This window comes from Algoriphagus ratkowskyi (assembly GCF_002150505.1).
GTDB classification, from domain to species: Bacteria; Bacteroidota; Bacteroidia; order Cytophagales; family Cyclobacteriaceae; genus Algoriphagus; species Algoriphagus ratkowskyi.
Genome location: NZ_MSSV01000026.1, coordinates 1 through 24827, shown reverse-complemented (window position 1 = coordinate 24827; position 24827 = coordinate 1). Strand labels below are relative to the sequence as shown.

Annotated in this window: 26 protein-coding genes; 14 read left to right on the top strand and 12 right to left on the bottom strand. The window is 39.4% G+C overall.

Features of this window, described 5'->3' with window-relative positions:
* Positions 1–64: 64 nt before the first annotated feature.
* The 3 genes from BVH02_RS19265 to BVH02_RS19255 are packed head-to-tail and all read left to right on the top strand — an operon-like array spanning position 65 to position 3865.
* A complete protein-coding gene (locus tag BVH02_RS19265) occupies positions 65–1195 on the top strand; it encodes an alpha/beta hydrolase (protein WP_086503104.1) in 1131 nt (376 codons plus the stop codon).
* Positions 1196–1214: 19 nt separating this feature from the next.
* Complete coding sequence (locus BVH02_RS19260; RefSeq protein ID WP_086503103.1) at positions 1215–2642, top strand: leucyl aminopeptidase family protein; 1428 nt, start codon at positions 1215–1217, stop codon at positions 2640–2642.
* A gap of 5 nt (positions 2643–2647) precedes the next feature.
* Positions 2648–3865, top strand: coding sequence for an ATP-grasp domain-containing protein (locus BVH02_RS19255; RefSeq protein WP_086503102.1), 1218 nt, complete (start codon positions 2648–2650; stop codon positions 3863–3865).
* Positions 3866–3911: 46 nt separating this feature from the next.
* On the opposite strand, the gene BVH02_RS19250 is transcribed toward BVH02_RS19255, so the two are convergent.
* From BVH02_RS19250 to BVH02_RS19240, 3 genes are all read right to left on the bottom strand, one after another.
* Positions 3912–4679, bottom strand: a complete 768-nt coding sequence (locus tag BVH02_RS19250; RefSeq protein ID WP_086503101.1) for a TIGR02757 family protein — start codon at positions 4677–4679, stop codon at positions 3912–3914.
* Positions 4679–5233 carry a hypothetical protein gene (locus tag BVH02_RS19245; RefSeq protein WP_086503100.1) on the bottom strand — a complete coding sequence of 185 codons (555 nt, stop codon included), beginning with the start codon at positions 5231–5233 and terminating at the stop codon, positions 4679–4681. The genes BVH02_RS19250 and BVH02_RS19245 overlap by 1 nt, the downstream gene beginning before the upstream one ends.
* Before the next feature lie 277 nt (positions 5234–5510).
* Positions 5511–6737, bottom strand: a complete 1227-nt coding sequence (locus BVH02_RS19240) for a LysM peptidoglycan-binding domain-containing protein (protein ID WP_223271761.1) — start codon at positions 6735–6737, stop codon at positions 5511–5513.
* 190 nt (positions 6738–6927) lie between these two features.
* On the opposite strand from BVH02_RS19240, the gene BVH02_RS19235 reads away from it, so the two are divergent.
* From BVH02_RS19235 to BVH02_RS19200, 8 genes are all read left to right on the top strand, one after another.
* Complete coding sequence (locus BVH02_RS19235; protein WP_086503099.1) at positions 6928–8283, top strand: NfeD family protein; 1356 nt, start codon at positions 6928–6930, stop codon at positions 8281–8283.
* 22 nt (positions 8284–8305) lie between these two features.
* Positions 8306–8680: a globin domain-containing protein gene (locus BVH02_RS19230; RefSeq protein ID WP_086503098.1), complete on the top strand. Its 375-nt coding sequence runs from the start codon at positions 8306–8308 to the stop codon at positions 8678–8680.
* Complete coding sequence (locus BVH02_RS19225; protein WP_086503097.1) at positions 8673–9395, top strand: lysophospholipid acyltransferase family protein; 723 nt, start codon at positions 8673–8675, stop codon at positions 9393–9395. Before BVH02_RS19230 ends, BVH02_RS19225 begins: the two co-directional genes overlap by 8 nt.
* Before the next feature lie 136 nt (positions 9396–9531).
* Entirely contained in the window at positions 9532–9819 is a 288-nt protein-coding gene (gene gatC, locus BVH02_RS19220; protein WP_086503096.1) for an Asp-tRNA(Asn)/Glu-tRNA(Gln) amidotransferase subunit GatC, read from the top strand.
* A gap of 17 nt (positions 9820–9836) precedes the next feature.
* Positions 9837–12608 carry a tetratricopeptide repeat protein gene (locus BVH02_RS19215; RefSeq protein WP_143244258.1) on the top strand — a complete coding sequence of 924 codons (2772 nt, stop codon included), beginning with the start codon at positions 9837–9839 and terminating at the stop codon, positions 12606–12608.
* 76 nt (positions 12609–12684) lie between these two features.
* A complete protein-coding gene (locus BVH02_RS19210) occupies positions 12685–13401 on the top strand; it encodes an ABC transporter ATP-binding protein (RefSeq protein ID WP_086503094.1) in 717 nt (238 codons plus the stop codon).
* A 61-nt stretch (positions 13402–13462) separates the two neighbouring features.
* Entirely contained in the window at positions 13463–14014 is a 552-nt protein-coding gene (locus BVH02_RS19205) for a cob(I)yrinic acid a,c-diamide adenosyltransferase (protein ID WP_086503093.1), read from the top strand.
* Positions 14015–14209: 195 nt separating this feature from the next.
* Positions 14210–15277, top strand: a complete 1068-nt coding sequence (locus BVH02_RS19200; protein WP_086503135.1) for a branched-chain amino acid aminotransferase — start codon at positions 14210–14212, stop codon at positions 15275–15277.
* A 60-nt stretch (positions 15278–15337) separates the two neighbouring features.
* On the opposite strand, the gene BVH02_RS19195 is transcribed toward BVH02_RS19200, so the two are convergent.
* The 9 genes from BVH02_RS19195 to BVH02_RS19155 form a co-directional block, all read right to left on the bottom strand.
* Positions 15338–15724, bottom strand: a complete 387-nt coding sequence (locus BVH02_RS19195) for a GreA/GreB family elongation factor (protein ID WP_086503092.1) — start codon at positions 15722–15724, stop codon at positions 15338–15340.
* A gap of 386 nt (positions 15725–16110) precedes the next feature.
* The gene (locus tag BVH02_RS19190; protein ID WP_086503091.1) at positions 16111–16593 is read right to left on the bottom strand and encodes a cation-binding protein; all 483 of its coding nucleotides are present in this window, start codon (positions 16591–16593) and stop codon (positions 16111–16113) included.
* Positions 16586–17314: an iron-sulfur cluster repair di-iron protein gene (ric, locus tag BVH02_RS19185; protein WP_086503090.1), complete on the bottom strand. Its 729-nt coding sequence runs from the start codon at positions 17312–17314 to the stop codon at positions 16586–16588. The genes BVH02_RS19190 and ric overlap by 8 nt, the downstream gene beginning before the upstream one ends.
* Positions 17311–17724 carry a hypothetical protein gene (locus tag BVH02_RS19180; protein ID WP_223271762.1) on the bottom strand — a complete coding sequence of 138 codons (414 nt, stop codon included), beginning with the start codon at positions 17722–17724 and terminating at the stop codon, positions 17311–17313. The genes ric and BVH02_RS19180 overlap by 4 nt, the downstream gene beginning before the upstream one ends.
* 47 nt (positions 17725–17771) lie before the next feature.
* On the bottom strand, positions 17772–18194 hold the full coding sequence (locus BVH02_RS19175; RefSeq protein WP_086503088.1) for a cytochrome C: 423 nt from the start codon (positions 18192–18194) through the stop codon (positions 17772–17774).
* A gap of 3 nt (positions 18195–18197) precedes the next feature.
* Positions 18198–18467 carry a hypothetical protein gene (locus BVH02_RS19170; RefSeq protein WP_086503087.1) on the bottom strand — a complete coding sequence of 90 codons (270 nt, stop codon included), beginning with the start codon at positions 18465–18467 and terminating at the stop codon, positions 18198–18200.
* A gap of 4 nt (positions 18468–18471) precedes the next feature.
* Positions 18472–19485 carry a cbb3-type cytochrome c oxidase subunit II gene (locus tag BVH02_RS19165; RefSeq protein ID WP_086503086.1) on the bottom strand — a complete coding sequence of 338 codons (1014 nt, stop codon included), beginning with the start codon at positions 19483–19485 and terminating at the stop codon, positions 18472–18474.
* 4 nt (positions 19486–19489) lie between these two features.
* A complete protein-coding gene (locus BVH02_RS19160; protein ID WP_086503085.1) occupies positions 19490–21340 on the bottom strand; it encodes a cbb3-type cytochrome c oxidase subunit I in 1851 nt (616 codons plus the stop codon).
* 102 nt (positions 21341–21442) lie between these two features.
* Positions 21443–21877 (bottom strand): RrF2 family transcriptional regulator, encoded by a 435-nt coding sequence (locus BVH02_RS19155; RefSeq protein ID WP_086503084.1) that lies wholly within the window; start codon positions 21875–21877, stop codon positions 21443–21445.
* A gap of 194 nt (positions 21878–22071) precedes the next feature.
* Here BVH02_RS19155 and BVH02_RS19150 point away from each other — a divergent pair, with 194 nt between their 5' ends.
* The 3 genes from BVH02_RS19150 to BVH02_RS19140 form a co-directional block, all read left to right on the top strand.
* Entirely contained in the window at positions 22072–22578 is a 507-nt protein-coding gene (locus BVH02_RS19150; protein ID WP_086503083.1) for a hypothetical protein, read from the top strand.
* Between the two features lie 66 nt (positions 22579–22644).
* Positions 22645–23746, top strand: a protein-coding gene (gene prfB, locus BVH02_RS19145) for a peptide chain release factor 2 (RefSeq protein ID WP_111357198.1) whose coding sequence is annotated in 2 segments (ribosomal slippage) — positions 22645–22704 and positions 22706–23746 — 1101 coding nt in all. Because the reading frame shifts where the segments join, the coding sequence is not laid out codon by codon here.
* A 318-nt stretch (positions 23747–24064) separates the two neighbouring features.
* Positions 24065–24827 (top strand): MFS transporter (locus BVH02_RS19140; protein WP_143244256.1); only part of this gene is annotated, 763 nt, incomplete at its 3' end.

The following is a 24827-nucleotide window of genomic DNA, read 5'->3' as shown; positions in this document are numbered from 1 at the left end:
TTCCTAGATAAGCCTGCAACTGTTATTTTTGCATTCTGGGTTTTACCCATAATCACCTCCGTTAATGAATTCTGAATCAACCATTATACCAATCACCTCTCCAATCACCAAGTCGAAAACCATACTTCTACACACTCCAGAGGATGATGAAAGACCGGTTTATATTTCAGGAAATTTCAATAACTGGAAGACTCAGGATCGACGTTTTTTGATGAAAAAAATCAACAAAGGAAAATATGAATTTACTTTCCCCGCTGATATACCTTACGAAAAAGAGCTTACTTATAAATTTACCAAAGGAGATTGGTCAGAAGTAGAAATCGATCGCTATGGCAATCGTACACCTAATCGGCATTGGAATAATGACCAAGAATCTAAAACAGAAAAGGTAGCGAAGTGGCGAAGAAACTGGCTTCCCTACCGCCCAAGTCAATTGCCTAAAATTCATTTAATATCTGAAGAATTTCAAATCCCCCAGCTTAATAAAACACGAAAAATCTGGGCACTATTACCTCATGATTACGAAACCAGTGATGAGACTTATCCTGTCCTCTACCTTCATGATGCTCAAAATCTCTTCAATGAAAATGCTGCTTTTGGAAACTGGCAGATTGACAAGAAGCTCGCAGTAATGTCCGATTATGGTATCGGAAAAATAATCATTATCGCGGTTGAGCATGGAGAATCCGAGCGCCTTCAGGAATACAATGTTGGAAAAACTGTGCTTGGGATTGGAAGTGGTAAGAAATACATTCGTTTTATCACCGACACCTTAAAGCCATTTGTGGATCAAACATACCGAACAAAAACCGAAAGAGAATTTACAGGAATTGGAGGAAGCTCCATGGGTGGATTGGTGAGTATCTTCTCTGGCCTGATCTATCCAGAGGTTTTTGGAAAATTGATGGTTTTTTCACCTTCGCTATGGGTTATCCCAAAAATTAAATTAGGCTTCCTTGACTTCTTTGAACCACAAGAAACGCGATTATACCTCTATGCAGGAGGTGATGAAAGTGAAACAATGGTCAAGCATGTCACCAAATTCCGAAAACGTCTCCTGAAAAAAGAGAGTCTTAAAGGAAAAATGATTATTCATCTCAGCATCAATCAAGAAGGCAAACACAATGAAACTTATTGGAGTGACGAATTCCCCAAAGCCATAGAATGGCTATTTTTCAGTACTAAAACAGATTAATCCAGCGAACGCAACTGCTATGCAATTCAAGATTCATACAAATTCGAGTGAAAATTCAAGCCTTCTTATCATCCCTTTATTTAGTACAGATTTGGAGGGAATTCTTAAAAATAAACTTCCTGGATATTCTGTAAATGCTTCTCTTTTTTCTGGAAAAAAAGACACTTCATACCAACTGGAAGTCAATGGAAGGTTAATTTTGCTAATAGGATTGGGTGAAAAGACAGATGTTGCTAGCATTGAAAAGTCATTCAGAAGAGTTCTTTCTAAAAACAAAGAATTGGTTGATAATTCCGTTTTGATAGATTTCTCAGATGACTTTTCTGCTGAATTAATCGAAAGTGCTTTAATTGGTTTTCAGCTTGGTGAGTATCACCTTGGCTTTTTCAAGCAAAAGAAGGAATCCCAAAAAGACTTCTCAAACCTAGAGATTACAGTACTGCATTCTCTACCATATTTGGATAAGATTCTTGATCGCGCAGCTAAAATAGCTACTGCAAAAACTGAGGGATTTAAATTAGTTGACCTTCCCCCGAATGTAGTAACTCCTGAGTATTTGGCTAATTGGGCAGAAAAGCAAGGTGCAGAGCATGGCTTTTCCGTAACTGTTTTTAATGAAGATAAAGCTAAGGAAGCTGGTTTAGATGCTTTTCTGGCTGTAGCGCGAGGAAGTGCAAAAGCGCCAAAATTTATCATCATGGAGTATAGAAATCCTGATGCCAAAACTCATTTAGGGCTAGTTGGTAAGGGCGTGACATTCGATACTGGGGGATTGAATATCAAGACACAAGGAATGGTCTATATGAAGTCCGACATGGGTGGAGCCGCTGCAGTTCTAGCCACTACCCAACTTATAGCAGCCCTTAAACTCCCAATTAACCTCACTGCGATTGTGCCTGCCGTAGAAAATTCCGTAGACAAGGATGCTTATTTGCCTTCAGAAATTATCGGTTCTCATGCTGGACTGAGTATAGAAGTGATAGATACAGATGCAGAAGGGCGATTGATCTTGGCAGATGGTTTATCCTATTTGGTAAAAAATTATCAAGTTGATCATCTTGTAGATGTAGCAACTTTAACCGGTAGTAGCGTAGGTACTTTTGGCTATGAGTGTGGAGCACTTTTCAGTAATTCTGATTTGATTTCAGACGCACTTCGTGAGGCAGGTATGCAGTCTGGCGAAAAACTTTGGCCACTTCCCATGTGGGAAAGTTATAGATCTGAGATGGACTCAGAGATTGCAGATATCAAAAATTATAACGGAAAACCTATTGCAGGAGCTATTACCGCCGCTAAATTTCTTGAAGCTTTTATTCACGAGCATCCTTCCTGGGCACATCTGGACATCGCTGGAGTAGCTTTCGGTGATAGTGAATTTGCAAAAACCAAATCAGGAACTGCTTTTGGCGTTCAATTATTACTTAAATTCATCGAAAATCAATTGTAATATATATGAGTGATCAAGGCAAAACATTTCTTTGCATTTCCAACTTTTTCAAGGGAAATGCTTTTTTGACAGAGCTAAAAAAACAAGGGAATCGTGTGTATTTGATTACATCCGAAAAACTTAAAGACCAGCCTTGGGCATTTGAATACATAGATGAAGTTTTCTACATGCCTGGTCAGGATCTGGATTGGGACCTTGAGTTATTGATGAAAGGCGTAGGTGGGTTAATGAAACAACATAAAATTGAAAGTATCATCGCCCTCGATGATTATGATGTAGAAAAAGCGACTTTTCTCAGAGAAAGTTTACGAATCCCTGGTATGGGGCAGACTACCGGTCGATTTTTTCGTGACAAGCTAGCCATGCGTATCAAGGCCCACGATTCCCATATCATGGTTCCCCCATTTGCCCCGCTATTCAATGACGACGACATTAATCAATTTGCTGATCACATCCCTGCTCCTTGGGTGCTCAAACCTCGCTCTGAAGCTTCAGCACATGGAATCATCAAAGTTCACGACAAAGAGTCACTCTGGGAAAACATCCATCAATTGGGTGATAACAGACTTTACTATTTGGTGGAGCAATTCAAACCAGGTGACGTTTACCATGTAGACGGATTAATGATCGATGGGAAAAACATTTTCTGCTCTGTTTCGAGGTATTTATCTACCCCAATGGAAATCTCCCAAGGTGGTGGAATATTCCGCTCTGCTAATCTAAAACATGGGTCTGAGGATGAAAAAGCATTAAAGAAGGCAAATGCAGCGGTGATGAAAGCTTTTGGAATGAAATCAGGTGCTACACATACAGAATTTATTAAGTGTCGTGAAGATGGAGAAATATATTTCCTAGAGACTTCATCACGAGTAGGTGGAGCTCATTTGGCTGAAATGGTAGAAGCTGCGACAGATATCAATCTTTGGGCAGAATGGGCAAGAATAGAAGATTCCATCGCAAAAAAACAAAAATATCAACTCCCAAAAGTTGCAAAAAATTACGCTGGAATCTTGTTGACACTTTCCAAATACCAGCATCCAGATTTGAGTAGTTTCGATGATTCGGAGGTTTACTTTCGGGTCCCGCTAGAATACCATGCAGGCATGATTGTAAAGTCTAAGGATCAAGATCGAATCATGCAGCTATTGGATGAATATGCTGCTCGAATCGCAAACGAATTCTCCACAGTGGCAGATGCGCCAGAGCTTAAGAAGTTTCACTAGGTCAGAGATAATTGATTGGTTTTGAGTTATAAGGTTTACTAATAGCTCAAAACTTCTCTTCCACTCCAAGTCCAAAAAGAGCAAAGTCGTATTTGACAGGATCATAAGCATCAAATTCTCTAAGCTTTTTGGTTAATTCCAGAGCTGTCAGCCAGTCTGTTTGCTTTCTGGTTATCAATCCCAACTTCCTTCCTACCCTATCCACGTGCAGGTCACAGGGACAGATCAACTGAGATGGGGATATTTTTTTCCAAAGCCCAAAATCAACTCCTTTATCATCATCCCTTACCATCCATCGTAAATACATATTGATGCGCTTACAAGCAGCTTTGCGCTCTGGGGTAGCGATATGCTTTCGCGTTCTGTGTGGATAATCAGGTAATGAAAAGAAGTATTCCTGAAACTTGGTCAATATAGATTCCATTGCATCCACTTCCCATGTTTGACCAAATAGAAAAGCCTCTTCCAGAGAATTATGCTTTTTGTAAAACCAACTTAAGAAGTGGATAAAATATAAAGTATCCACATCATTGAAGGTTCTGTGCTTGAAGTTTAGGAAAGGCTTTAAGTCATCATCTCGATGATTCAGCAAAAAATCGTGTGGTGCATTATCCATCATCTCAAACAATTCTATGCACTTATTAATGATGGTCTTTCGCTGCCCCCATGCCAAAATAGCAGCGAAGAAACCAGAGATTTCAATATCCTCTTTTTTGGAAAATCGATGTGGAATTGAAATAGGATCCAGCGTAATAAAACTAGGCCGATTGTATTGTTCAACTTTCTCATCTAAAAAATCCTTGAGATTATGCATCAGAGAGCAACTTTTACTTCTCCGCCCTGCGTTCCGTCAAACCATTTGAATGAAAGCTCATTATTCACTTTCTCGGACACATGCCAATCGAAGCATTTTATATTCGTAAGAGATCGTAGTGAGTCTTGATTGGGATCGTATAAACAAATATCGAAATCTGGCAAATCCTTAGGTTCTACAGTATTCCATTTTTCCAGAATATAACCTTCTTCAAGTACCCTTACTTTGTTTCCAAAAACAAAATCTGAAAGAACTGATGGTACACCATCCTTTCTTCTAAACTCAAATCCAGATGGGCCAAATACAATCTGTTTGATCAATTTAGCTTCTAGCAATTCACCCGAATGAGGCAAATCCTCCCAAGCCGACTGTTTTAAAACCACCTGTTTTCCTTCTGGTCGAAGTCTATTCAGGAATCTTGAAAGCAATGAAAATAAATACGTCACCCCGATGAATAGAATGCCGAAACTTGCCAAAATAGGATAGGAAATAATAAAAATCAGATTCCAGATAAATCTGAAAATGTGGTGGAATATGAGTTGGACTTTATTCATAGCGAGAACGCAAAATTAGCAGTGGCTTTACAGAAACCAAAATTCCCTTTTAAAACCTCCCCGATGAGCTATAGGTTCAACATAAAAAAAGACCGCCATTTCTGACGGTCTTCCTACAAATGTAATAATGTCAATGAGTATTATTAAAAGTAAAGTAAGTTATATATTGATGATACTTAAAACAATTTACCTCTTTCAAACAAATCGCATCACTCATATATCGCTTACGATGACCTGGTGACAGCATCGGTCACCCAACATCAACACCCCTTTTTTATCAATACATCACTTCAACAGGGAATCTACCATTCACCGCTTTTAGCTGATCAAAGGCTGCCTGAGAAAGTTTGATCACCAACTTATTATTATCGCCAGTCTCCGGAAGAGTTCCTACCACTCTAGCGAAAATCGTCACATCATTTTCCTCATTTTTCACGCGCATGATTGTACCTACTGGAGCAGTTCTATGTAGAACCAAATACTTTTTATGTCCGCCAGTACCTTGAATTAACTCAGCTTGACCAGTTTCTTTTACATTTTTGAAACCACCAGAGGTAGTTGCGTCCGCTGGCTCTACCATCATTTCATCTACACTAGTAACTACTCTAGGAGTTCCTATTACAGGAACAGTTGATTCTTGCATTGCACCACGACCGACTTTCAAAACTTGTCCTTGGCTGAGGTTATTCGATGTCAATGCATTCCAAGTAATCAAATCTTCTACTCGTGATGAATATTTGGTCGCAATGGAGAAAAGGGTTTCGCCACTTTGAACCGTGTGGGATTTCCAATCTCCTGGCACCATTGGTTGACTTGTCTCTACAGTAGCTTTTGGAGCTGTAGGTTTAGCCGCCTCAAGTTTAGTAGATGGTTCTGCTTCCACTTTTACTTTTGGAGCTTCTTCTACCTTCTTCGCTGGCTTTTCTTTACTCTTAGAATCCACTTTGGTTGCTACTGTGCTGGTTGCAACTGCAACAACTGGTTCTTTTGCAACAGCAATTGGAATAGCCGGCTCGATGATTAAGGATTGTCCCACACTTAGATCATTACCTTTCAAGCCATTTTCTTTCATTACACTTTCTACAGGTACACCATATTTTTGGGAGATAGAGAAAAGAGTTTCACCTGCCACTACATTGTGCAGAACTGAACCTGCTGGAAGTTCAGCCATTGAAATAAACGGGACTTTAATAGTTTGCCCAATTTTCAATCCTTCTTTCAACATAGGATTCGAATCGATTATTTCACTAACTGGAGATTTATAACGTCGTGAAATCCCAAAGAGCGTCTCTTTTGGATCTACTTCATGCAAAATATAAGATTGATCTCCGATACGCTGAACTCCTACAGAATCGACAGATGACAGGCTTGAAGCTATTGATAATGAAGAAGAAAGCGTGAATACAAGAAGAAAGGACCAGAAAAACTGTGATCTATTATTCATAGGGATATGCTGAGTTGGGAGAAAACGATTTAGTAATGCAAGGTTAAGTTCCAAAGTCATGAGGCGCAAGAATTATGCTAGAAACGAAATGGGATAACCTAGATCCAGTATTATGGGCAAAGATCGAATAATAGTCTAACAATAGGAATTTAAGACTGGAAATTACATCAACAATTCGCAGTCTAATAAAGAAAAGTATCTGTTTGTACGTGTATTTCGTATCTTTTATCATTCGAACATGACTTTACAAATGAAAATCTATTTCACCTTAGCACTCATTTTCTTTCTATTTTCTTCACAAGTAGTTCTAGCCCAAACGGATACTGGAATTGATAAGAAAGTTTTCACCTTCAAGATTGATACTGACATTGATCCTGCCATGACTCGTCGAGTGAAACTGGCTTTGAAAAGTGCCGAGGAAGCAAAGGCTGACTTGATAATTATTGACATGGATACCTATGGAGGAGCGGTAAATGATGCTGATGAGATCAGGACCATGATTTTGAATTCTTCAATACCAATTTATGTCTTTATCAATAAAGATGCTGCCTCGGCAGGAGCGCTCATTTCCATTGCTACTGACAGTATTTATATGGCGCCAGGAGCCAGTATCGGAGCCGCTACCGTAGTAAATGGCACTGACGGTGAAGCAGCTCCAGATAAGTATCAATCTTATATGCGCTCTATGATGAGAAGCACGGCTGAAGCGCAGGGTCGTGACCCGAAAATTGCAGAGGCCATGGTAGATGAGAAAATCGAAATAGAAGGCATTTCTGAAGCTGGGTCGGTTATAACCTTTTCCGTATCCGAAGCTAAAAAATATGGTTTTTGTGAAGGAGAATTTGACTCCATAAAGGATATACTCATTTCCCAAAATCTAGCTGACGCAGAAATCATTACCTATGAAACTGGCTTCTCAGAAGATATAATTGCCTTTTTCCTAAGTCCTGCTATAAGTGGATTTTTGATTTTGATTATAATCGGAGGAATCTATTTTGAATTGCAGACTCCCGGAGTGGGCTTCCCAATCCTCGCTTCAATGATCGCAGTTTTGCTTTATTTTACGCCTTATTATCTCAATGGGCTAGCTGAAAATTGGGAAATTTTAGTATTTTTTATTGGAGTAATTTTACTGGCCGTTGAGCTTTTTGTAATACCGGGCTTCGGAATTTTTGGAGTGCTGGGTATTGTAGGGATCTTGACAGGTTTGGTTTTGGGCATGTTACCCAATCAGAATTTCAACTTCGATTTTGTCCCTGCTGCAGATCTCTTCGGCGCTTTACTCACGGTAATAATAGCAGCAATCGCATCAGTAGGTTTAGTATTTTGGCTGACCCCAAAGGTGAATGAATGGGGTGCATTCAAAACAATTACTCTTTCTACTACACAGCAGAGAAGTGAAGGTTATACCTCTTCTTTTTATGCAGAAACACTTAAAGGCAAAACCGGAATTGTTCATTCTCGACTCAGACCAAGTGGTAAAATAGAAATAGACGGAGATGTATTTGATGCCTACTCCAGAGGTGAATTTATCGATCAAGGTGAAAAAATCATTGTCATTTCAACAGAAGGCACTTCCCTGAAGGTGAAAAAATGGGAGGCTTAATCAAAATTATTAAGTTTACTGCATGAATACCTCTCAGACTATATATGAACTAGTAGGTGCAGAACAACTCCGCACACTTACCTCTTATTTTTATCAGGAAGTTGCCAAAAACGAAGCGCTTAAAAAACTTTATCCTGAGGATTTAGCACCAGCTGAAGAACGTCTATTCCTGTTTTTTATGCAAGTATTTGGAGGGCCTGAGACTTATTCTGAGCAGCGAGGTCATCCGCGGCTGAGAATGCGGCATGCAAAATGGAAGGTCGATACCGACATGCGGGATCATTGGATGAATGCTATGCAGGTGGGATTAGATCAGCTTACTATTGAAGCAAACATCAAAGTGGCCATGATGAGCTACTTTGAGAAAACCTCAAATCACATGATCAATCATGGGTAAGCTACTCGCCAGGCTGTATTCTATCTATGCCATTTTAATTTTCGCGCTTAGCTTTCTACTTTTTTTTCCAATTATACTGATATGCATCTGGGTTCCCGGCTGGAATAAATATGGACGAAAAATAAATCGCTACTGGGCCAGAGGATATTTCATCTTCATTTTCCTTCGGGTAGAGATTCAGAAAACTAAAAAGTTTGAAAAAAACAAACCTTACATTTTTCTGGCAAACCACTTCAGCTACCTGGATATAGCTATGATGGGTTTGATTCCAGGAGATGTGCTTTTTGTAGGCAAAGCCTCTATTCAAAAGGCACCCCTTTTCGGATATTATTTCAAGAACCTACATATTGCAGTAGATAGAGATCGCTTGAAAAGCAGGGCTGAGTCTATGAAGCAAACCGAAAAAGCACTGGAATCCGGCAGCTCAGTAATTATTTTTCCTGAAGGAGGAATCTCATCTAAGAACCCTCCTGAGATGATCCCTTTCAAAAATGGACCTTTTCGGATGGCCAAAGACAAACAAATCCCGATTATCCCTGTCACTTTATCCTATAATCACCTAATTTTGCCCGACGACGGAAATCTTTTATTTCACTGGAGATCCGCCAAGATGGTGCTCCACGAGCCGTTGATTTCTGAAAATTTTGAATCAGAAAAAGCATTAAAAGACAAATGCTTTGAGGTAATTCAGAATCAGCTAGATCGTGATAATTAATGCTCCTGAATTCAAACATAACGAATAGAGCTTCACAGAAGAATGTCCTGATAGCTTTCAAATTTATTTAGCAAAAACTCTTCCTATAGTCCCGAAAATTATCAGGGGATGAGGTTAAAAACTTGAATCTAAACACATGAAAATAGATACCAATTCAATTAAAAAAATAGCACACTTGGCAAGGTTGGAGTTTGACGAAAGTAGTGCAGATAAAATGTCTTCTGACATGAGTCAAATCCTCGATTGGGTGGAGAAATTAGATGAAATAGACACAGAGAATGTGGAACCTCTTACTACCATGTCATCGGAAGTAAATGACATGCGGGAAGATAAAATCGGTCATCAGCTTTCTCATGAAGCTGGAATGAAAAATGCTCCAAAGAGCGACGACGACTACTTCCGAGTACCGAAAGTAATGGAGTAACGAACTTGAAAACCACCTTGAAAACCTCGACTCTTTTTAAAATCACTGCCCTCCTATTTATCATTTTAGGAGGGATTTTTGCACTATATTACCTGATTTTCAATACTCAGCCCTATGTCAATATCCAGGCAGCATCATTTTTAGATAGCATTTCCATCCCATTCGACTGGGTACAAATCGGCCCGATTTCTTTTCCTATTCAAGTAGATAATTTCTTGGTTTTTCAAGAATATAAAGCTCTTTCTCCAAAAATTTATCTCACTGAATCCTACATTTATGCTTGCATCGTTTGGATCGGAGCTGTAAGCGTTTTGACTTTGCTCACAGAATTCAAAAAAACCTATTTTATACTCGGAGGCATTGCATGGATTGTGCTACTCACGTTCAGCGATTTCAACGGGATGAACATCGGTGGCCAAAGTACCAATTACCCTTTGATCATCTTGTTGGGTGCTACACTGATTCCACTCATATATTTTCATATCTGGGGTCAAAAAATACATCTGACGATCAAATGGTTTTTCCTTTTTGTTTCGACATTTTCTGGATTAGCTATCTTAATTAAACTGAGCCCAATCACAAGTCCTGAAATTTACTTTGCCGAGCATTCTTTAACCATAGGTTTCTGCCTAGCTCTTGCTTGGGTCTTTTGGAATGGACATAGTATTCTTTCTGGAATTTACATTTTGCTTGCCAGGGTCAATCATAACCTCAATCTGAACATCACGGCACAAATAAGCATCATCTCATTACTTTACATTGGGACACTTTTCATCCTTCTACTGGATTTGCAGGGAGGAATGAATTTACCTTTGCCAACTTTCTCACCTCTTTTCTTTCTTTTGCCACTAGGCATATTAGGTTGGATTTCTATTGGTGAAAAAGTATTACAAAGCGAGGAGTTAGTCTCGACTCCAGCAGTGATAAAAGCATTGTATTTACTTGGATTTGGACTTTCGCTATGGCTTGTATGGAAATTGAAGCTCTCGGGAAATCAACCTGGTGAAGAATTATTCAAACATTTGTTAGTCTATTCTCAAATAGGTTTTACGTTATTTTTCTATGTCTATTTACTCGCGAATTTCATGTCCGTTATGAATTCTGGAAAGGCTATAGAAAAGGTTTTATATAAGCCATATTCGCTTGTATACTATCATGTTAGAATAGGTGGCTTAATTGTTATTCTAGTACTGACTACCTATACTGGAGGTATAATTGGTGTTCAGGCTAGTGCTATGACAAGTAATATTCTTGCTGATTATTACTATCAAATTGACAAGAAGCTAGAAGCGAGTATTCTTTACGAAAATGCGTGGATACGGTATCGAAAAAACCCAAAAGCTAAGTTTGCTACCGCTCAACTACTGTTTGAACTGAAGCAACCTACCTTGGCAAAAGAACATTTGGAAGAAAGCATGGTAAATGTCCCACAGGTGGACAATATTTTACTCTTAAGTGATAGATTACATCAAGAAAACAATGTATTCGATGCTATTTATTTTTTGGAAAGAGGCTTGGACATTTTTCCGAATGAACCACATCTGCTCAATAACCTAAGTTTGCTTTACACCAAAGTCAACAAATCAACTGAGAGTTTGGAGTTGATGAAAAATAATGGACATGATAATCCAGTGTTGAACTCAAATCTCTCAGCGCTAAAAACCAAACTTGGGCAACCTGAAATCTCTCCAATTCAATCGTCAGATTTAATCACGCAAATCAACGCGCTTGCTTCTTCTAATGCACTAGCAAATGTGCCCCCTAAAGCACTTTTGCAATCCATAAAAGATCATCTTGAAACAGAAGATTCACCCATGCTGATCAATGCAGGCTGGAGAAACTTATTTTCTCAAATTGACAGAGATGATCCAAGCAAGGATTTGGTTTATCTAGATAGCTTGGGACAAAAGCCAGAAATGCTCGACTACTTGATGTCCTTACAGGAAACTTCAGTGATCAGAAGTATGGCCGCTGGTAGAGTTACCGAGGCCGTGAAAAACTTAAACGGATTGGCATTCAGAAACCCAAATGATGCAGGGTATTACTTACAACTTTCAGGTACTATTTTGGCACAAAACCTAGATTTTCAAAAGTCAGCAAATGAATTCATTGCAGCTGAAGAAAAAGGTTTTCAAGGATTCAACACACAGCACTGGAGTATTTTTGGACTTGCTGGAATGCCAGAAAAAGCATTAGAAATACGAGAAACATACCAGGTTCAATTGCCATCTTATCTTGCTAGTGAGGATGCTGCAATTCCAGAGTATTTGAATATAATCAGCAATTTCCACCAAACCTCACCTCAAATGCTCCTGTCTCAATGGCGGGCACTTCCAGAAAGTGAGTTGAAAACGGACATAGCAATACGCTTGGTAGCACACAAAGCCCACGGATTAACGCAGGGAGAATTGAAAGAATTATCAATATTAATTACTGCCAAAATAGGTCCGTTGGATGAGCTTGAGATTTTTGTAAACAATCCAGACCTTAAGAATAAAGACGCAGTCAAATCATTTATCTCTTGGATCAGAAGTAGCGACGATTTAGTTGCTAACCCATACCTTAGCCCACTGATTATTAGTGCAGTAGAAATAAACACAGATCCCCTGACACAATATGAAATTTTAAACGCTGCCACTGAATTTAATCGTGATCCAATACTTTGGCTTGAAAAAATAAGTGCTGCAAGAGCCAGCGGTCTTGACAATTACGCAGATGAATCGCTAGAAATATTAAAACAATGGATTAGCATGGAGGAGCTTGAATCCCTCCAAAACTTGAACTATTGATTCCTATTAACGTTTTTTGTACGAGTGGAAACCTATTTCCCATCCCAGCATATTAACTTTAGCAAAAACCCGAACCATGACCAAAATAATAGAAACCACTGAAATCAATAAGACTTACAGAATGGGCTCTGAAATTATTCAAGCGCTCAAATCTGTTTCAATTTCTGTAGATAAAGGTGAATATGTTGCGTTCATGGGTCCTTCTGGTTCCGGTAAATCAACTTTGATGAATATCATTGGCTGCTTAGACACGCCTACTTCCGGATCCTACGTATTGAACAATAAAGACGTTTCCGACATGACAGAAAACGAATTAGCCGAGATTCGAAATAAGGAAATTGGATTCGTTTTCCAGACATTTAATTTACTACCCAGAGCTAGTTGCTTAGAAAATGTAGCACTACCATTAGTCTATGCAGGTTTGAGTAAATCTGATCGGGAGGAAATCGCTTTTCAAGCTTTATCCAATGTGGGACTAGGCGACAGAACTAAGCACCGCCCAAATGAGCTTTCCGGTGGGCAAAGACAACGTGTAGCTATTGCCAGAGCATTGGTTAACAACCCGAGTATCATCCTTGCAGATGAGCCAACAGGTAATCTAGACTCAAAAACCTCTTATGGTATCATGGAGCTGTTTCATGAATTGCATTCTGGTGGCAATACGATCATCATGGTAACACATGAGGATGACATCGCTCATTACGCCCACAGAATCGTAAGACTACGAGATGGATTGGTAGAAACTGACACTATTAACCCTAATCCTACTCGCGGAGTGTCGATGCATGTTTGATCAGACCTTATAATTTGAAATAGATTCCTATTTTTGTCCTAAGAGAAACAAGTACACAGAGATGAAAATCTATACAAAAACAGGCGATCAAGGGAACACATCATTATTAGGAGGCACACGCGTAGCGAAATCTAACTTAAGAATTGATGCCTACGGAACAGTTGATGAACTCAACTCCTACATTGGCTTACTTCGAGATCAATCCGTAAATGAAAAGAGAACTGATCTTTTGAAGGAGATTCAGGATCGCTTATTTACTCTTGGGGCAGATCTAGCCACCGCTCCTGGCAAAGACAAGGTAAAAAAACCAGATTTACAGCTTTCAGATATAGCACTCTTAGAGCAGGAAATGGACCAAATGCAAGAATTGCTCCCTCCTCTTACTGCATTTATTTTGCCTGGGGGACACCAATCCGTTTCATTTTGCCATCTTGCTCGTACAGTATGTCGACGTGCGGAACGCTTGTCAGTAGAACTGAATTTAATAGAACCGGTTTCTGAATTAGTAATACAATACTTAAATCGACTATCTGACTATCTTTTCGTACTCGGCAGAATGATGGCACTAGAACTGAAAGTAGATGAAGTAACTTGGAACCCCAGAAATAAATAAACTGACAATCCTCATCCGATAGTTATCGGATCTATCAAGTAACCTTTTCAACTTTATTTATCAGGCTGGAAGATAAAAGTAGAGGAAATAAGGTTTTACTGTAAATTAATCGCTTTATGCCTAATACTGGTACAATTGCGGATCTAACTAATATTCAATATAAATCCTGGCACAGCCAGACTAATGGCAAAACCAATGAAGACACAACTTGCCCTACCGATAACTAAAGTTCAGAACTCTAGATTAGCGGAAACAGATTTCTCAAACTTAGTATTTGGTCGCACAATTAGTGATCACATGTTTGTGGCGGACTACAAAGATGGCGCATGGTCTGATATGAGAATTGAGCCTTATGCCCCACTTAGCCTAAATCCTGCCAATGCAACATTGCATTACGGTCAGTCGATTTTCGAAGGGATGAAAGCTTACAGAAATGAGGATGGAAAGATTTTAGTCTTTCGTCCTGATGCAAATTGGAAGCGACTGAATGAATCAGCGGATCGTATGTGTATGCCGGAGATCCCTGAGGAAATCTTTATGGAAGGACTTACGCAACTTATCGATCTAGAAAGAGCTTGGGTACCAACAGCAAAAGGCGCATCCTTATATTTGCGCCCATTCATGTTTGCAACGGATGATTACATCGGTGTAAAACCTTCGGACACCTACAAATTCATCATCCTTACCTGTCCGGTAGGGAATTACTACAGTAAGCCGGTAAGTGTAAAAGTAGAAACAACATTTACCCGTGCAACGGAAGGCGGCGTAGGGGCAGCAAAAACTGCAGGCAATTATGCGGCTTCACTTTACCCTGCTCGTCAGGCTCAAAAAGCCGGGTACGATCAATTACTCTGGACAGACGGAAAAAGTCATAGCAAAATCGAGGAAAGTGGAACGATGAACGTCATGTTCAAAATCAGTGATAAACTGATCACTGCACCGGTAAATACTGGTACTATTCTCAAAGGCATAACCAGAGCTTCTGTAATTCAATTGGCTAAGGACTGGAACGAACCTTTGGAAGAAAAATTCCTAACTGTAGCAGAGCTGGAAGCTGCATTGATAGATGGTACGCTTGAAGAAGCTTTTGGGACAGGTACTGCCGCTACAATAGCTCATATCGAACGTATCAACGTAAATGGGAAAGACTATATCCTTCCAAAGAAATCTGAAGATGCATTTTCGAATCGTGTGCTTGCAGAATTAGACGGAATTAAATACGGTCAATTAGTTGATGAGCATAATTGGATCATTACTATTTAAAAAGTAACCTTACCATAAAAAATTAAAAAAGGCTGTCTATAAAAAATAGACAGCCTTTTTTCAATCTGCATGTACATGAGTTTGAACTTTTAGAATTTTCAGTTTTTTCATCCCTCCTGGCAAAAGCCATTCGATCTCCATTCCTTCTTGAAATCCTATTAATGCTACACCTAAAGGAGATAGTACCGATAGCTTTTTATCTTCTAGGTTGCTATTCTTTGGTAGAGTCAATTGGAAATTCAGGAGCTTTCCTGAAGCTACATCCTGAACTTCAAAAAAAGAATTAATACGAATCACCTGAGGCTCAATTTTAGAATCAACGACTTTCTTTGCTAGTTCTATTTCTCTAGCAAGCAAAGAAATTTCCTTAGTTCTCAAATGAGAAGGAGTATTGAGGATCAATTCCTTGATCGTTTCATAATCTGATTTTGTGAGTATTGGCTTCATAATATTTTGAAGTATTAAAGTGAACCCGAGCAAAATTTTGACGGGTAAAGAATAGTAAGGAGTCTGGAAAAATTGCCCTACCTACGTAATACTAGAAATCACAGAGGGCTAAGAAATAAAGGCTTTATTCTTTTTACAAAAGACACAAATATCTGGACTGCCAGCCGAGACTGCAGTTAAAGTACCAAACGAAATATGTGACAAGTGAGAATTCAATAGATGCTTTATTGTTTAATACGAAAATAGCTAAAAACATATTTGAATGCTATTTTCTAATGCTTATATCACCAACGTTTAAGTATCCAAAAAGGTTGATACATTCCCAAATATTTAAAGTGAGTATCTCATTGCTACCTACTATTCTGCTAATCTATAAAGGAGACGAGTTACTCTGACTCCAACTTCTTCCAGTTCCAATAGTCATCTTCCCAGTCCAGCTCTTCACCCTCAGCTGCATTATGCTGTTCCACTTTTGCCAATTGATCAGGCGTAGCCAATTCTTGGATTTTGTTGAAAAGAATTCGCTCCTCAAATCGAATATGTTTTTCCAAGGCAATTTGGAGGTAATTCAAAAACTCATAATCCATATCCTCTTGAGAAAATAGTTTTTCCAATTCCGAATGTTCACAAAGCGCTTGCTTGATTAACTCGTCTTCATTTCCCAAAATAGGAAAGACAACGGCTTCCTCTTCTGCAAAATGAGCCACCAAATGCGTATCCCAGAACCATTTCAAATGTCCTTTCATTCTGCTCACCTCAATCCCACGCTTTACGCCTGATCTGATCTTCCAGCAGAACAATAAGCCGTGATGATGATCACGGCTTAAAGGCTGAAGAAATTTGTGTCTCTTAATTGGCTGATTAGGCATAAACTAATGTTTTTTCTAATTCAATTGCTTTAGGGAACAATATATTATTCTCCAAGTGAATATGATGATGTAAGTCTTGTTCAAATTCCTTTAACAATGAGAAAGTTACCATATAGGTAGTACAAGCACCTTTTGGAGGAGTGTAATCGTTGGTTATTTCGGCAATTTTTCTAAATCGCTCTCCTTCTGCTGAATGCTCATCCATCATCATGGCGATAGGATTAGCTACTGTGCCAAATTGACCCGGAGTCACTTCGGTATTGCTTTCTTGGGCTTCGACTAGTTTTTTTACAAATGGAAATAAAATAAACTCCTCTTTCTTCATGTGTGCAGTAAGTTCTCCAGCTGATCCTAGAAATAGTTCTTCTACCTCAAGCAATTCTGGATGCATATCACCATGAACTTTGACAATTTTAGCGAGCATTGGTTTGATCTCAGTGATTCGAGATTCTACATAGCGATGATGCTTTTTCTCAATATAAGTGGCTAGCAAATCCAATGGCCAAGAATTAAAATCTGTTGAAGCTCCATCTGTTACTTGAGCAGCATTATTCAATTCAACAAGCAAGGCATCAATACTTACCTTTTTTCTGTCGCAGGCCTCCTCAATGGTTCTATTGCCTTGGCAGCAGAAGTCAATTTTGTTATTTTGAAATACGGTAGCATAACGGTAATCTGTAGCTACTAATTCTCCGATAATAGATTGTTCTGATAGACTCATGATTTTATAGTTTTGAAGTGTGAAATTCCAAATATGATAAGGGTTGATACTTTTATAATTTCCATCGCTACATAATAGAAATGATGGTTTGAAGGTTTTAAATCGTGTACATGTATGATCAATTCTGCGCGGGCATCTAATGCTGGGAGTAGCCAAAATGACTGACTAATCACCAGCATAAAGGGAATAACATAAGCAATCGTTTTCAAACTGAGCCACCTTTCCTTGGCGAGGATTCCACTCACTAAAATTGCGATAGCAAAGACCCACTCTACCTTGTTGAGTGCAGCAAACACTAGCCTACCTATCCCTAATCCCAAAGGAACAGTGATGCCTGGTGCTCTGAACTTCAACCATGCCTCCATGAAACTGATCGCACATACAAATCCTATCCATAAGAAGGTGGACATGAGCGATATGGGGTTTTTTACAAATGACATTTCAAGTAGCTCGTCTGTCAGACAAATGATTTGTAAAAATCAGGACTTAAATACATGATTAAATAGAAGAGCGCGAATCCTATGAAGGATAACACTAGAGCCCATATCCAAGCAGGAATGCCCTTAGGATTTTCGGATCCTGTCACAATGAATAAGTCACTTCTTTCGCTCCCATATGCATTGACTGTAATTGGTATCTGTTCATTTACAACTTCATTTGGACTTAAGCCAATGACTGAGATTGAAGGGCCGTTTCTGACTTCAAATGGTATTTGCTTAACCCCTTCTTTTCCATTAGAAGACATGGCCACAATTTTTAATTCATGCTTGCCATCAGGGATTTTAGTTGAATCAAACACAAACTTTACTGGAGGTGCAAACTCAGCAAATGGCACTGGGTCATCGTCTAGGAATATTCGAATACTTCTTTTGTCTTCCATGATTTATAAATTATCGAGGATGCTATTTTTGATATGATCAGGTCGATTTTCTTGAGGCTTAATTAGAAATTTTAAACTTAGCCCGAGTGTTATAGTCACTATGATTGCCGCTCCCCATACAATGAAATAATCAAGGTTCCCTCCGGGACCGGAACCATGAGTGATATCTTCAAAGCCTTTGGGCTGTTTACTTTTGCACACTTCGCATGCTAAGGACACTCCGGTGGAAAGCACCAATAACAGGATGGAAAGAACTGTTCTATTTGTTTTCATAACCTTAATTGACTGATTGTTCAACTAATTCTCTGATTTTGGTCACTTGTTCTGCCGTTACTTTCTTGGCAGAGTTTCCCCAGCTACTTCTCTCATGATTTAAGATTGCAGCTATTTCTTCATCTGAGAGTTGTGCTGCGAATGAAGGCATCGCTCCAAATTCCGGTCTAGCATCATAGCCCTGCAACACAATTCTTATGAGTGTTTCAGGATTGTCGTCATTGACAATCTGAGATCCAGCAATAGATGGAAATGCTCCAGGAATCCCTTGTCCATTGGACTGATGACACGCTGCACAGGTTTGATCATATAATTTCAGACCGTCAGGGAGCACCGCTTCCCCATCTACACTAGCACTGGATGCTGCTATTTTTTTCTTGGTGGACGGAATAAAAGCAGTAGCGTCCATCCCAGGCATGTCACTCTGCTTCAGCGATTGTAGATAGTTTACAAGTTGCATCACCTGCTTCGATGCCACTACTTTATTGTCAGGATGGCTTAAATACTCAGAAGGGACAGATACGATTACGTCTTTTTCTTTTACCTGATCGGGAGACTTTTCCTCAAACATCCAAGGGTAACCGGGCATAATGGATTCCTTCACCACTATCCTAGGATTGTATAAGTGCATCAAATGCCAGTCTTGCCCAGGCTGTCTTTTTCCGATATTGGTCAAATCCGGACCAGTCCGCTCGCTTCCCAGTACAGAAGGCGATTGCTGCCAAACATTCATCCGCTGCTTACTATAATAGTAATCTGAAGGAATTGAGGGTCTATCTCCCCAAGTTTGATCCATTTCAATATTTCTCACTTGTTGCGTATGGCAGGCCATACAGTTTTCTCCAACATATACTCGAAGACCTTGCAGTTCATCCTCCGTAGGTTCAGTCATGGTAGGAAGTGGTTCTGTTTTCTGCAGTTGAAAAGCTGGAATCACAGACACAAGCATGCTCAAGCCTAGAAAAACCAGAAAGGCTGTCAATACGAGACTATTTAAATTTTTATGGAAATTAAACATGGGCTTATACGTTAGCTAATGTGGACTTCATAGGGACTTGAATTGGTGTAGGCGCCTGCTTTCTTCTCTTTACCATCACATAAAAATTGTATGCAAAGACTAAATGAGAGATAAACATCAGCGTGCCTCCAATTGCCCTCCATACCCAATAAGGCTGCATTAATATTACCGATTCCATAAAGCTGTCTCCAGCTATCCAGCTCAGACCTCGTAACGTACCTCCTGCCATCAATGAAACCATATAGGCAAACAACCCGATGAATGCGAGCCAGAAATGAAGTCCAACCAGGAGTTGCTTGGGTTCATAACCAGTGATTTTAGGCAACAAAGCATAGATACAAGCCCAGAGCATGAAGGTGATGATACCATACATTGTCATATGTGAGTGCGCCACATTAAAGTCTGTGAAGTGCCATACAAAGTTGGTAAATCGAAATGCCTGTAAGCTTCCCTGAGTAGATCCTACAAAGTAGAACACCACTCCGACCAAGAAGAAAGGCAGCACATAACTCTTGGAAATCTCATTCCAGCTACCTCTCATTGTCATCAGGAAATTGGTAGTTCCAGCAACCACCGGAATGAACATTCCAGCACTGAATACAATGGCTACGGTCTGCAACCACCAAGGAAGAGGGCTAAATACAAAATGGTGCGTACCGATCATCGTATAGAATAGCATCTGCGTCCAGAAAGCTAATACACCAAGGGAATAAGAATAAATGGGTTTATTCAATGAGGATGGTAGGTAATAATAAACTAAGCCGAGTGTAAAGGTCATAAACCACATACCTACACCTTGGTGCATGTAATATCCCTGCACTACTGTCTCACCTAATCCATTTTGATACCATGGCAAGTAGCCAATAATAGCTAAGACAATAGTCCAGATCATAGCACCTAGAATATACCAGTTAGAGATATAGATCTCCGCAATTTTTCTGAGTTGAATTGTCTTGTAGAAATTGTAGAAGGTAAGAATCAGACCTATGGCAAACATGATCATGACTGGCCAGATATACTCACGATATTCTCCTCCTCCGTTATTAATTCCTGCCATCAGGCAAATATTGCCAATGAGCAAAGTGAGATTGATCAAAACCCAGGTAGCCCAGCCAATAGTATAATTGTAAATTTTGGTATTGGATGTTTTGGCTATTACAAAGTATCCTAATCCAATCATTGCCAAAGAAGCCCAGCCCCAAAAAACCGTATTAGTATGAACAGGTCTCAATCTACCAAAGGACAAAAATGATACATGGTCCAGATCAGGCCACATAAACTTCATTCCCAAATATTGACCGACAGTAGTGCCAAAAACCAACCAGAAAATAGCGGAACCTAAGAACCATACCACTAGTTTTCTTAACTCATCAGGGATTTGTAAGATTGTTCTCGAGCGCTTCTTTTCATCTACAAGCGGATTTTCTGGATCATTGGTGTAAGTAGAGACGATTCCCTTTCGATCTACAGCCTTTCCCCCTTTATATAATTCCTCACCTGTCAGCTGGTAAGTTTTCGCAGCTTTCCGCGCTTCAAGTACTTCATCTATACCATCCTCTTCTAGTAGGTAAAGTTCTTCACGGAGTTTTTTAGCAGATAATTTTTCTTTTTTCTGTTGAAAAAAATCCATGATGGAAGATGCTCGTTTCACAACGATCAAAATTGCAATCATTAATACTAAGGCAATTAATACAAGAGAACCAACGATTCCAGGGCTTGCAAGCCAGTTTTCTGTACTTGGATTAGGGGTAGGCTGAGCGGCAACTGGCATAACAACGAATGCTATAAGTAAAATAGCAAGTGGAAGGCCTTTTTCAGACAATTTTATCGTAAATAGAATCAAATTTTTTTTCATTTCATCATCTTTTCTTTTGTTGAGTCATATCGAAAGCTATCAGAAAGGACCACCTGTTTCATGGAATAAATCCTTCATCTAGCTTTCACATCAAACACTATTTCATCTCATTAAAATAGATTTTCCAGACTCCAACCCCTGTGCTAATTCTAAAATAGAAGTAGAATTAAGCATCCTTTTTAGGTCAGCCCTGATTTTCACAAATTTGTAATGCATGGGACACGGCTGTTCATTATCACATTCTTTGAGGCCAAGTCCACATCCATTAAATATTGAATCTCCATCAATCGCAGTAACTATATCTATCATCATGATCTGAGACATGCGGTGCTTGTCTATGTAAAAACCGCCGTAAGGTCCGGTTACAGATTGAACGACATTTTCTTTGACCAATGCTCCGACGATTTTAGCCGTGAAAGCTACGGGAGAGTCTATGTGCTCCACCACTTCCCCTATCTTCACTCTCCTATCGAGCATAGACTGTGAGGCTATATAAATCATCGCTTTAATTCCGTATTCGCAGGATTTTGAAAACATAGATTGCTTTTGATGAGTCAAATGTAAGTCCTTTTTTCTATTTAAGACAAATTTATCCTAAATAAATTATCTAGGCTTCATAGCCTGCATTCTCTAGACAAATGGAGGAGCAAATGGCTACCATCTATAGTCTATAAGAGTTGATACAGAAAATATCACATGGTATTTTCCACATTTTGTTTTTATTTAGCCTGATGAAAAACCTGGTACTCATTCTTCTGATTTTTGCAGGATCTCAAAGCACCTTCGCTCAGGGAACTGACTTTGTATTGTTGAAAAGAGGAACCAATCAGAAGTCTCAAATCCGCTATTACCCTGGCGAAGAAATCACCTACAAAAGCACTAAAATAAATTACTTTGTCACTGATGTAATAAAAAATATAGATCAAAATTTCATTTATCTAAGTGAAAACATCTTGTCTCCAGAATCTATTACTGAGATAGATATCCGATATAAAGACCGAAGAAATGGCACTCTAAGAGCGCTTACGGCATTGACTATGGGCGCTGGTGTAATTTTATTGGGTGCCGAATCAATTAATAGTCTTTACCACGAACAGGAGTTTTCTATAAGCAATGGTGTGGGACTTGCATCGGGAATTCTCATTGGCACTGGTCTCGCTTTACTTCCATTGAGGTATAAGACTTTTAATAATTCTGGTCGAAATAAGATACAACTCATACTTATGAGAATGGATTAATCGCAGATTACTGGCATAAACAGATATTTTTTCAGACTTTTGCAACTTAAATTTTAACCTAGACAGATGACTTCAGAACAACTGAAAGACTTGAAAGCCCGCACATCGGCTTTGAGGAGGTATCTTTGACTACGATCGTAAGAGAGCCGAAATAGAAGATTTAGAGGCCGTATCGGCCCAGCCGGATTTCTGGAATAATTCAGATGAGGCAGAAAAATCCATGAAACAGATTCAAATCAGAAAAGGTTGGACATCCTCTTTTGAAGATTTGGCAAAAATCATAGAAGATCTTGAAGTTCTCTATGAGTTTTATGGCGCAAATGAGGTTTCCGAAGAGGAAATCAATGCTGAGTTTAAAAAAGCCAGCGATGCCGTAGTAGAGTTAGAGTTGAAAAAGATGCTTTCTTCAGAGGAAGATCAACTCAACGCAGTATTGGAAATTAATCCCGGTGCAGGAGGAACAGAAAGTAACGATTGGGCCAGCATCATCATGAGAATGTATATCATGTGGGGCGAGAAAAATGGCTATAAGGTAAGAGAAGTAGATGTACAACAAGGAGAAGTAGCAGGAATCAAATCCTGTACCTTGGAGTTTGAAGGTCCCCTAGCTTATGGATTTCTAAAATCTGAAACAGGTGTTCACCGATTAGTTAGAATCTCTCCTTTCGACTCTGGAGGAAGAAGACATACCTCTTTTGCCTCAGTCTATGCCTATCCAGAAGTGGATGACACGATAGAAATTGACATCAATCCGGCAGACATTGATCTCCACACCTCCAGATCTGGCGGTGCAGGTGGGCAAAATGTAAACAAGGTGGAAACGAAGGTTCAGTTGACTCACAAGCCAACAGGAATCGTGGTGGTATGTCAGATTGAGCGTTCTCAGCTTGCTAACAGAGAGAAAGCGATGCAGATGCTTAAATCTAGACTTTATCAATTGGAGGTAGAAAAGCGAAATGCCGCTTCTGCTAAGATTGAATCGTCTAAACTTAGGGTAGATTTTGGTTCTCAAATCAGAAATTACGTTCTACATCCTTATAAATTGGTGAAAGATGCCCGAACAGGTCATGAAACTTCCGATACTCAAAGTGTACTCGATGGCGGATTAAATGAGTTTATGAAAGCATACTTGCTAGCGCAAAGTGAAGAGCAGGCGAGCGAAGATTAACAGTGAAGGCCAGGAATTGATCCTGGCCTTCTTTTTTTACTAGTAATACGAGCCTTGTTTTTTAGTCACGGTGCACACGAAAATTTGATCGATAAATCGGGGGAACGTGTGATTAGTAATACCCATCATGGGTAGAATAATTAAATGTAATCGCCCCCAATTTGCCTCCAGCATAAGTAGGAGGCTATTAAAAAGAGTTTCTTTTTTTCTTCACATAGAGATTACGAAATCTCGAGGCATTGAGTCTTCAATCTCGATTCTCCAATCTCTATTCCAGAATCTCTAATCTCCTTCTTTTTTCCTACTTTCGTCGCAGCAATGAGAACCCAATCCTCCTTTTTTACATTTGATTTTTCTTTACTCTGCCTGAGTTCTTTTCTATTTTTCTCCTCATTCAATATGATTATTCCGGAGCTCCCGGAGTATCTCACGACCCTGGGTGGAGAAAAACACAAAGGATTAATTATAGCCTTATTTACACTCTCAGCTGCACTTTCTAGACCTTTTAGCGGAAAGTTAGCTGACAAAATCGGCAGAATCCCAGTGATGATGATCGGGGCATCTGTTTGCTTCGTAGTAGGAATGCTCTATCCCCTACTCAGTTTTGTGAGTGGATTTCTCTTTCTTAGATTTATTCACGGATTCTCTACAGGCTTCACACCTACGGGTGCCTCAGCCTATGTCGCTGATATTGTTCCTTACCAGAAACGTGGTGAAGCAATGGGCTTATTTTCCCTATTTGGATCTATGGGAATGGCAGCGGGTCCTGCTATCGGTGGCTGGCTGGCAACCTTATTTTCTATAGACACGGTATTCTATGTCTCCGCATTTACAGCCATATTTTCTATCCTGATCTTATTAAAACTCAAGGAAACATTACCTAACAAAGAGCGAATATCATGGAAAATGTTACGTTTGAAAAAGAATGAGATTATAGAGAAACGAGTGCTCGTGCCTTCTGGAATCCTGTTCCTGTGCTGCTTTTCTTTCGGAGTAGTTCTTACAATCATCCCAGATTTTTCCACATACCTAGGAATTGAAAACAAGGGGCTTTTCTTCGGAGTATTTACACTTTCATCCT

Coding starts and splice junctions, on each gene's coding strand:
- BVH02_RS19265 (WP_086503104.1), top strand. CDS start 65: ATGAATTCTGAATCAACCATTATACCAATCACCTCTCCAATCACCAAG.
- BVH02_RS19260 (WP_086503103.1), top strand. CDS start 1,215: ATGCAATTCAAGATTCATACAAATTCGAGTGAAAATTCAAGCCTTCTT.
- BVH02_RS19255 (WP_086503102.1), top strand. CDS start 2,648: ATGAGTGATCAAGGCAAAACATTTCTTTGCATTTCCAACTTTTTCAAG.
- BVH02_RS19250 (WP_086503101.1), bottom strand. CDS start 4,679: ATGCATAATCTCAAGGATTTTTTAGATGAGAAAGTTGAACAATACAAT.
- BVH02_RS19245 (WP_086503100.1), bottom strand. CDS start 5,233: ATGAATAAAGTCCAACTCATATTCCACCACATTTTCAGATTTATCTGG.
- BVH02_RS19240 (WP_223271761.1), bottom strand. CDS start 6,737: ATGACTTTGGAACTTAACCTTGCATTACTAAATCGTTTTCTCCCAACT.
- BVH02_RS19235 (WP_086503099.1), top strand. CDS start 6,928: ATGAAAATCTATTTCACCTTAGCACTCATTTTCTTTCTATTTTCTTCA.
- BVH02_RS19230 (WP_086503098.1), top strand. CDS start 8,306: ATGAATACCTCTCAGACTATATATGAACTAGTAGGTGCAGAACAACTC.
- BVH02_RS19225 (WP_086503097.1), top strand. CDS start 8,673: ATGGGTAAGCTACTCGCCAGGCTGTATTCTATCTATGCCATTTTAATT.
- gatC (WP_086503096.1), top strand. CDS start 9,532: ATGAAAATAGATACCAATTCAATTAAAAAAATAGCACACTTGGCAAGG.
- BVH02_RS19210 (WP_086503094.1), top strand. CDS start 12,685: ATGACCAAAATAATAGAAACCACTGAAATCAATAAGACTTACAGAATG.
- BVH02_RS19205 (WP_086503093.1), top strand. CDS start 13,463: ATGAAAATCTATACAAAAACAGGCGATCAAGGGAACACATCATTATTA.
- BVH02_RS19200 (WP_086503135.1), top strand. CDS start 14,210: ATGAAGACACAACTTGCCCTACCGATAACTAAAGTTCAGAACTCTAGA.
- BVH02_RS19195 (WP_086503092.1), bottom strand. CDS start 15,724: ATGAAGCCAATACTCACAAAATCAGATTATGAAACGATCAAGGAATTG.
- BVH02_RS19190 (WP_086503091.1), bottom strand. CDS start 16,593: ATGCCTAATCAGCCAATTAAGAGACACAAATTTCTTCAGCCTTTAAGC.
- ric (WP_086503090.1), bottom strand. CDS start 17,314: ATGAGTCTATCAGAACAATCTATTATCGGAGAATTAGTAGCTACAGAT.
- BVH02_RS19180 (WP_223271762.1), bottom strand. CDS start 17,724: ATGTCCACCTTCTTATGGATAGGATTTGTATGTGCGATCAGTTTCATG.
- BVH02_RS19175 (WP_086503088.1), bottom strand. CDS start 18,194: ATGGAAGACAAAAGAAGTATTCGAATATTCCTAGACGATGACCCAGTG.
- BVH02_RS19170 (WP_086503087.1), bottom strand. CDS start 18,467: ATGAAAACAAATAGAACAGTTCTTTCCATCCTGTTATTGGTGCTTTCC.
- BVH02_RS19165 (WP_086503086.1), bottom strand. CDS start 19,485: ATGTTTAATTTCCATAAAAATTTAAATAGTCTCGTATTGACAGCCTTT.
- BVH02_RS19160 (WP_086503085.1), bottom strand. CDS start 21,340: ATGAAAAAAAATTTGATTCTATTTACGATAAAATTGTCTGAAAAAGGC.
- BVH02_RS19155 (WP_086503084.1), bottom strand. CDS start 21,877: ATGTTTTCAAAATCCTGCGAATACGGAATTAAAGCGATGATTTATATA.
- BVH02_RS19150 (WP_086503083.1), top strand. CDS start 22,072: ATGAAAAACCTGGTACTCATTCTTCTGATTTTTGCAGGATCTCAAAGC.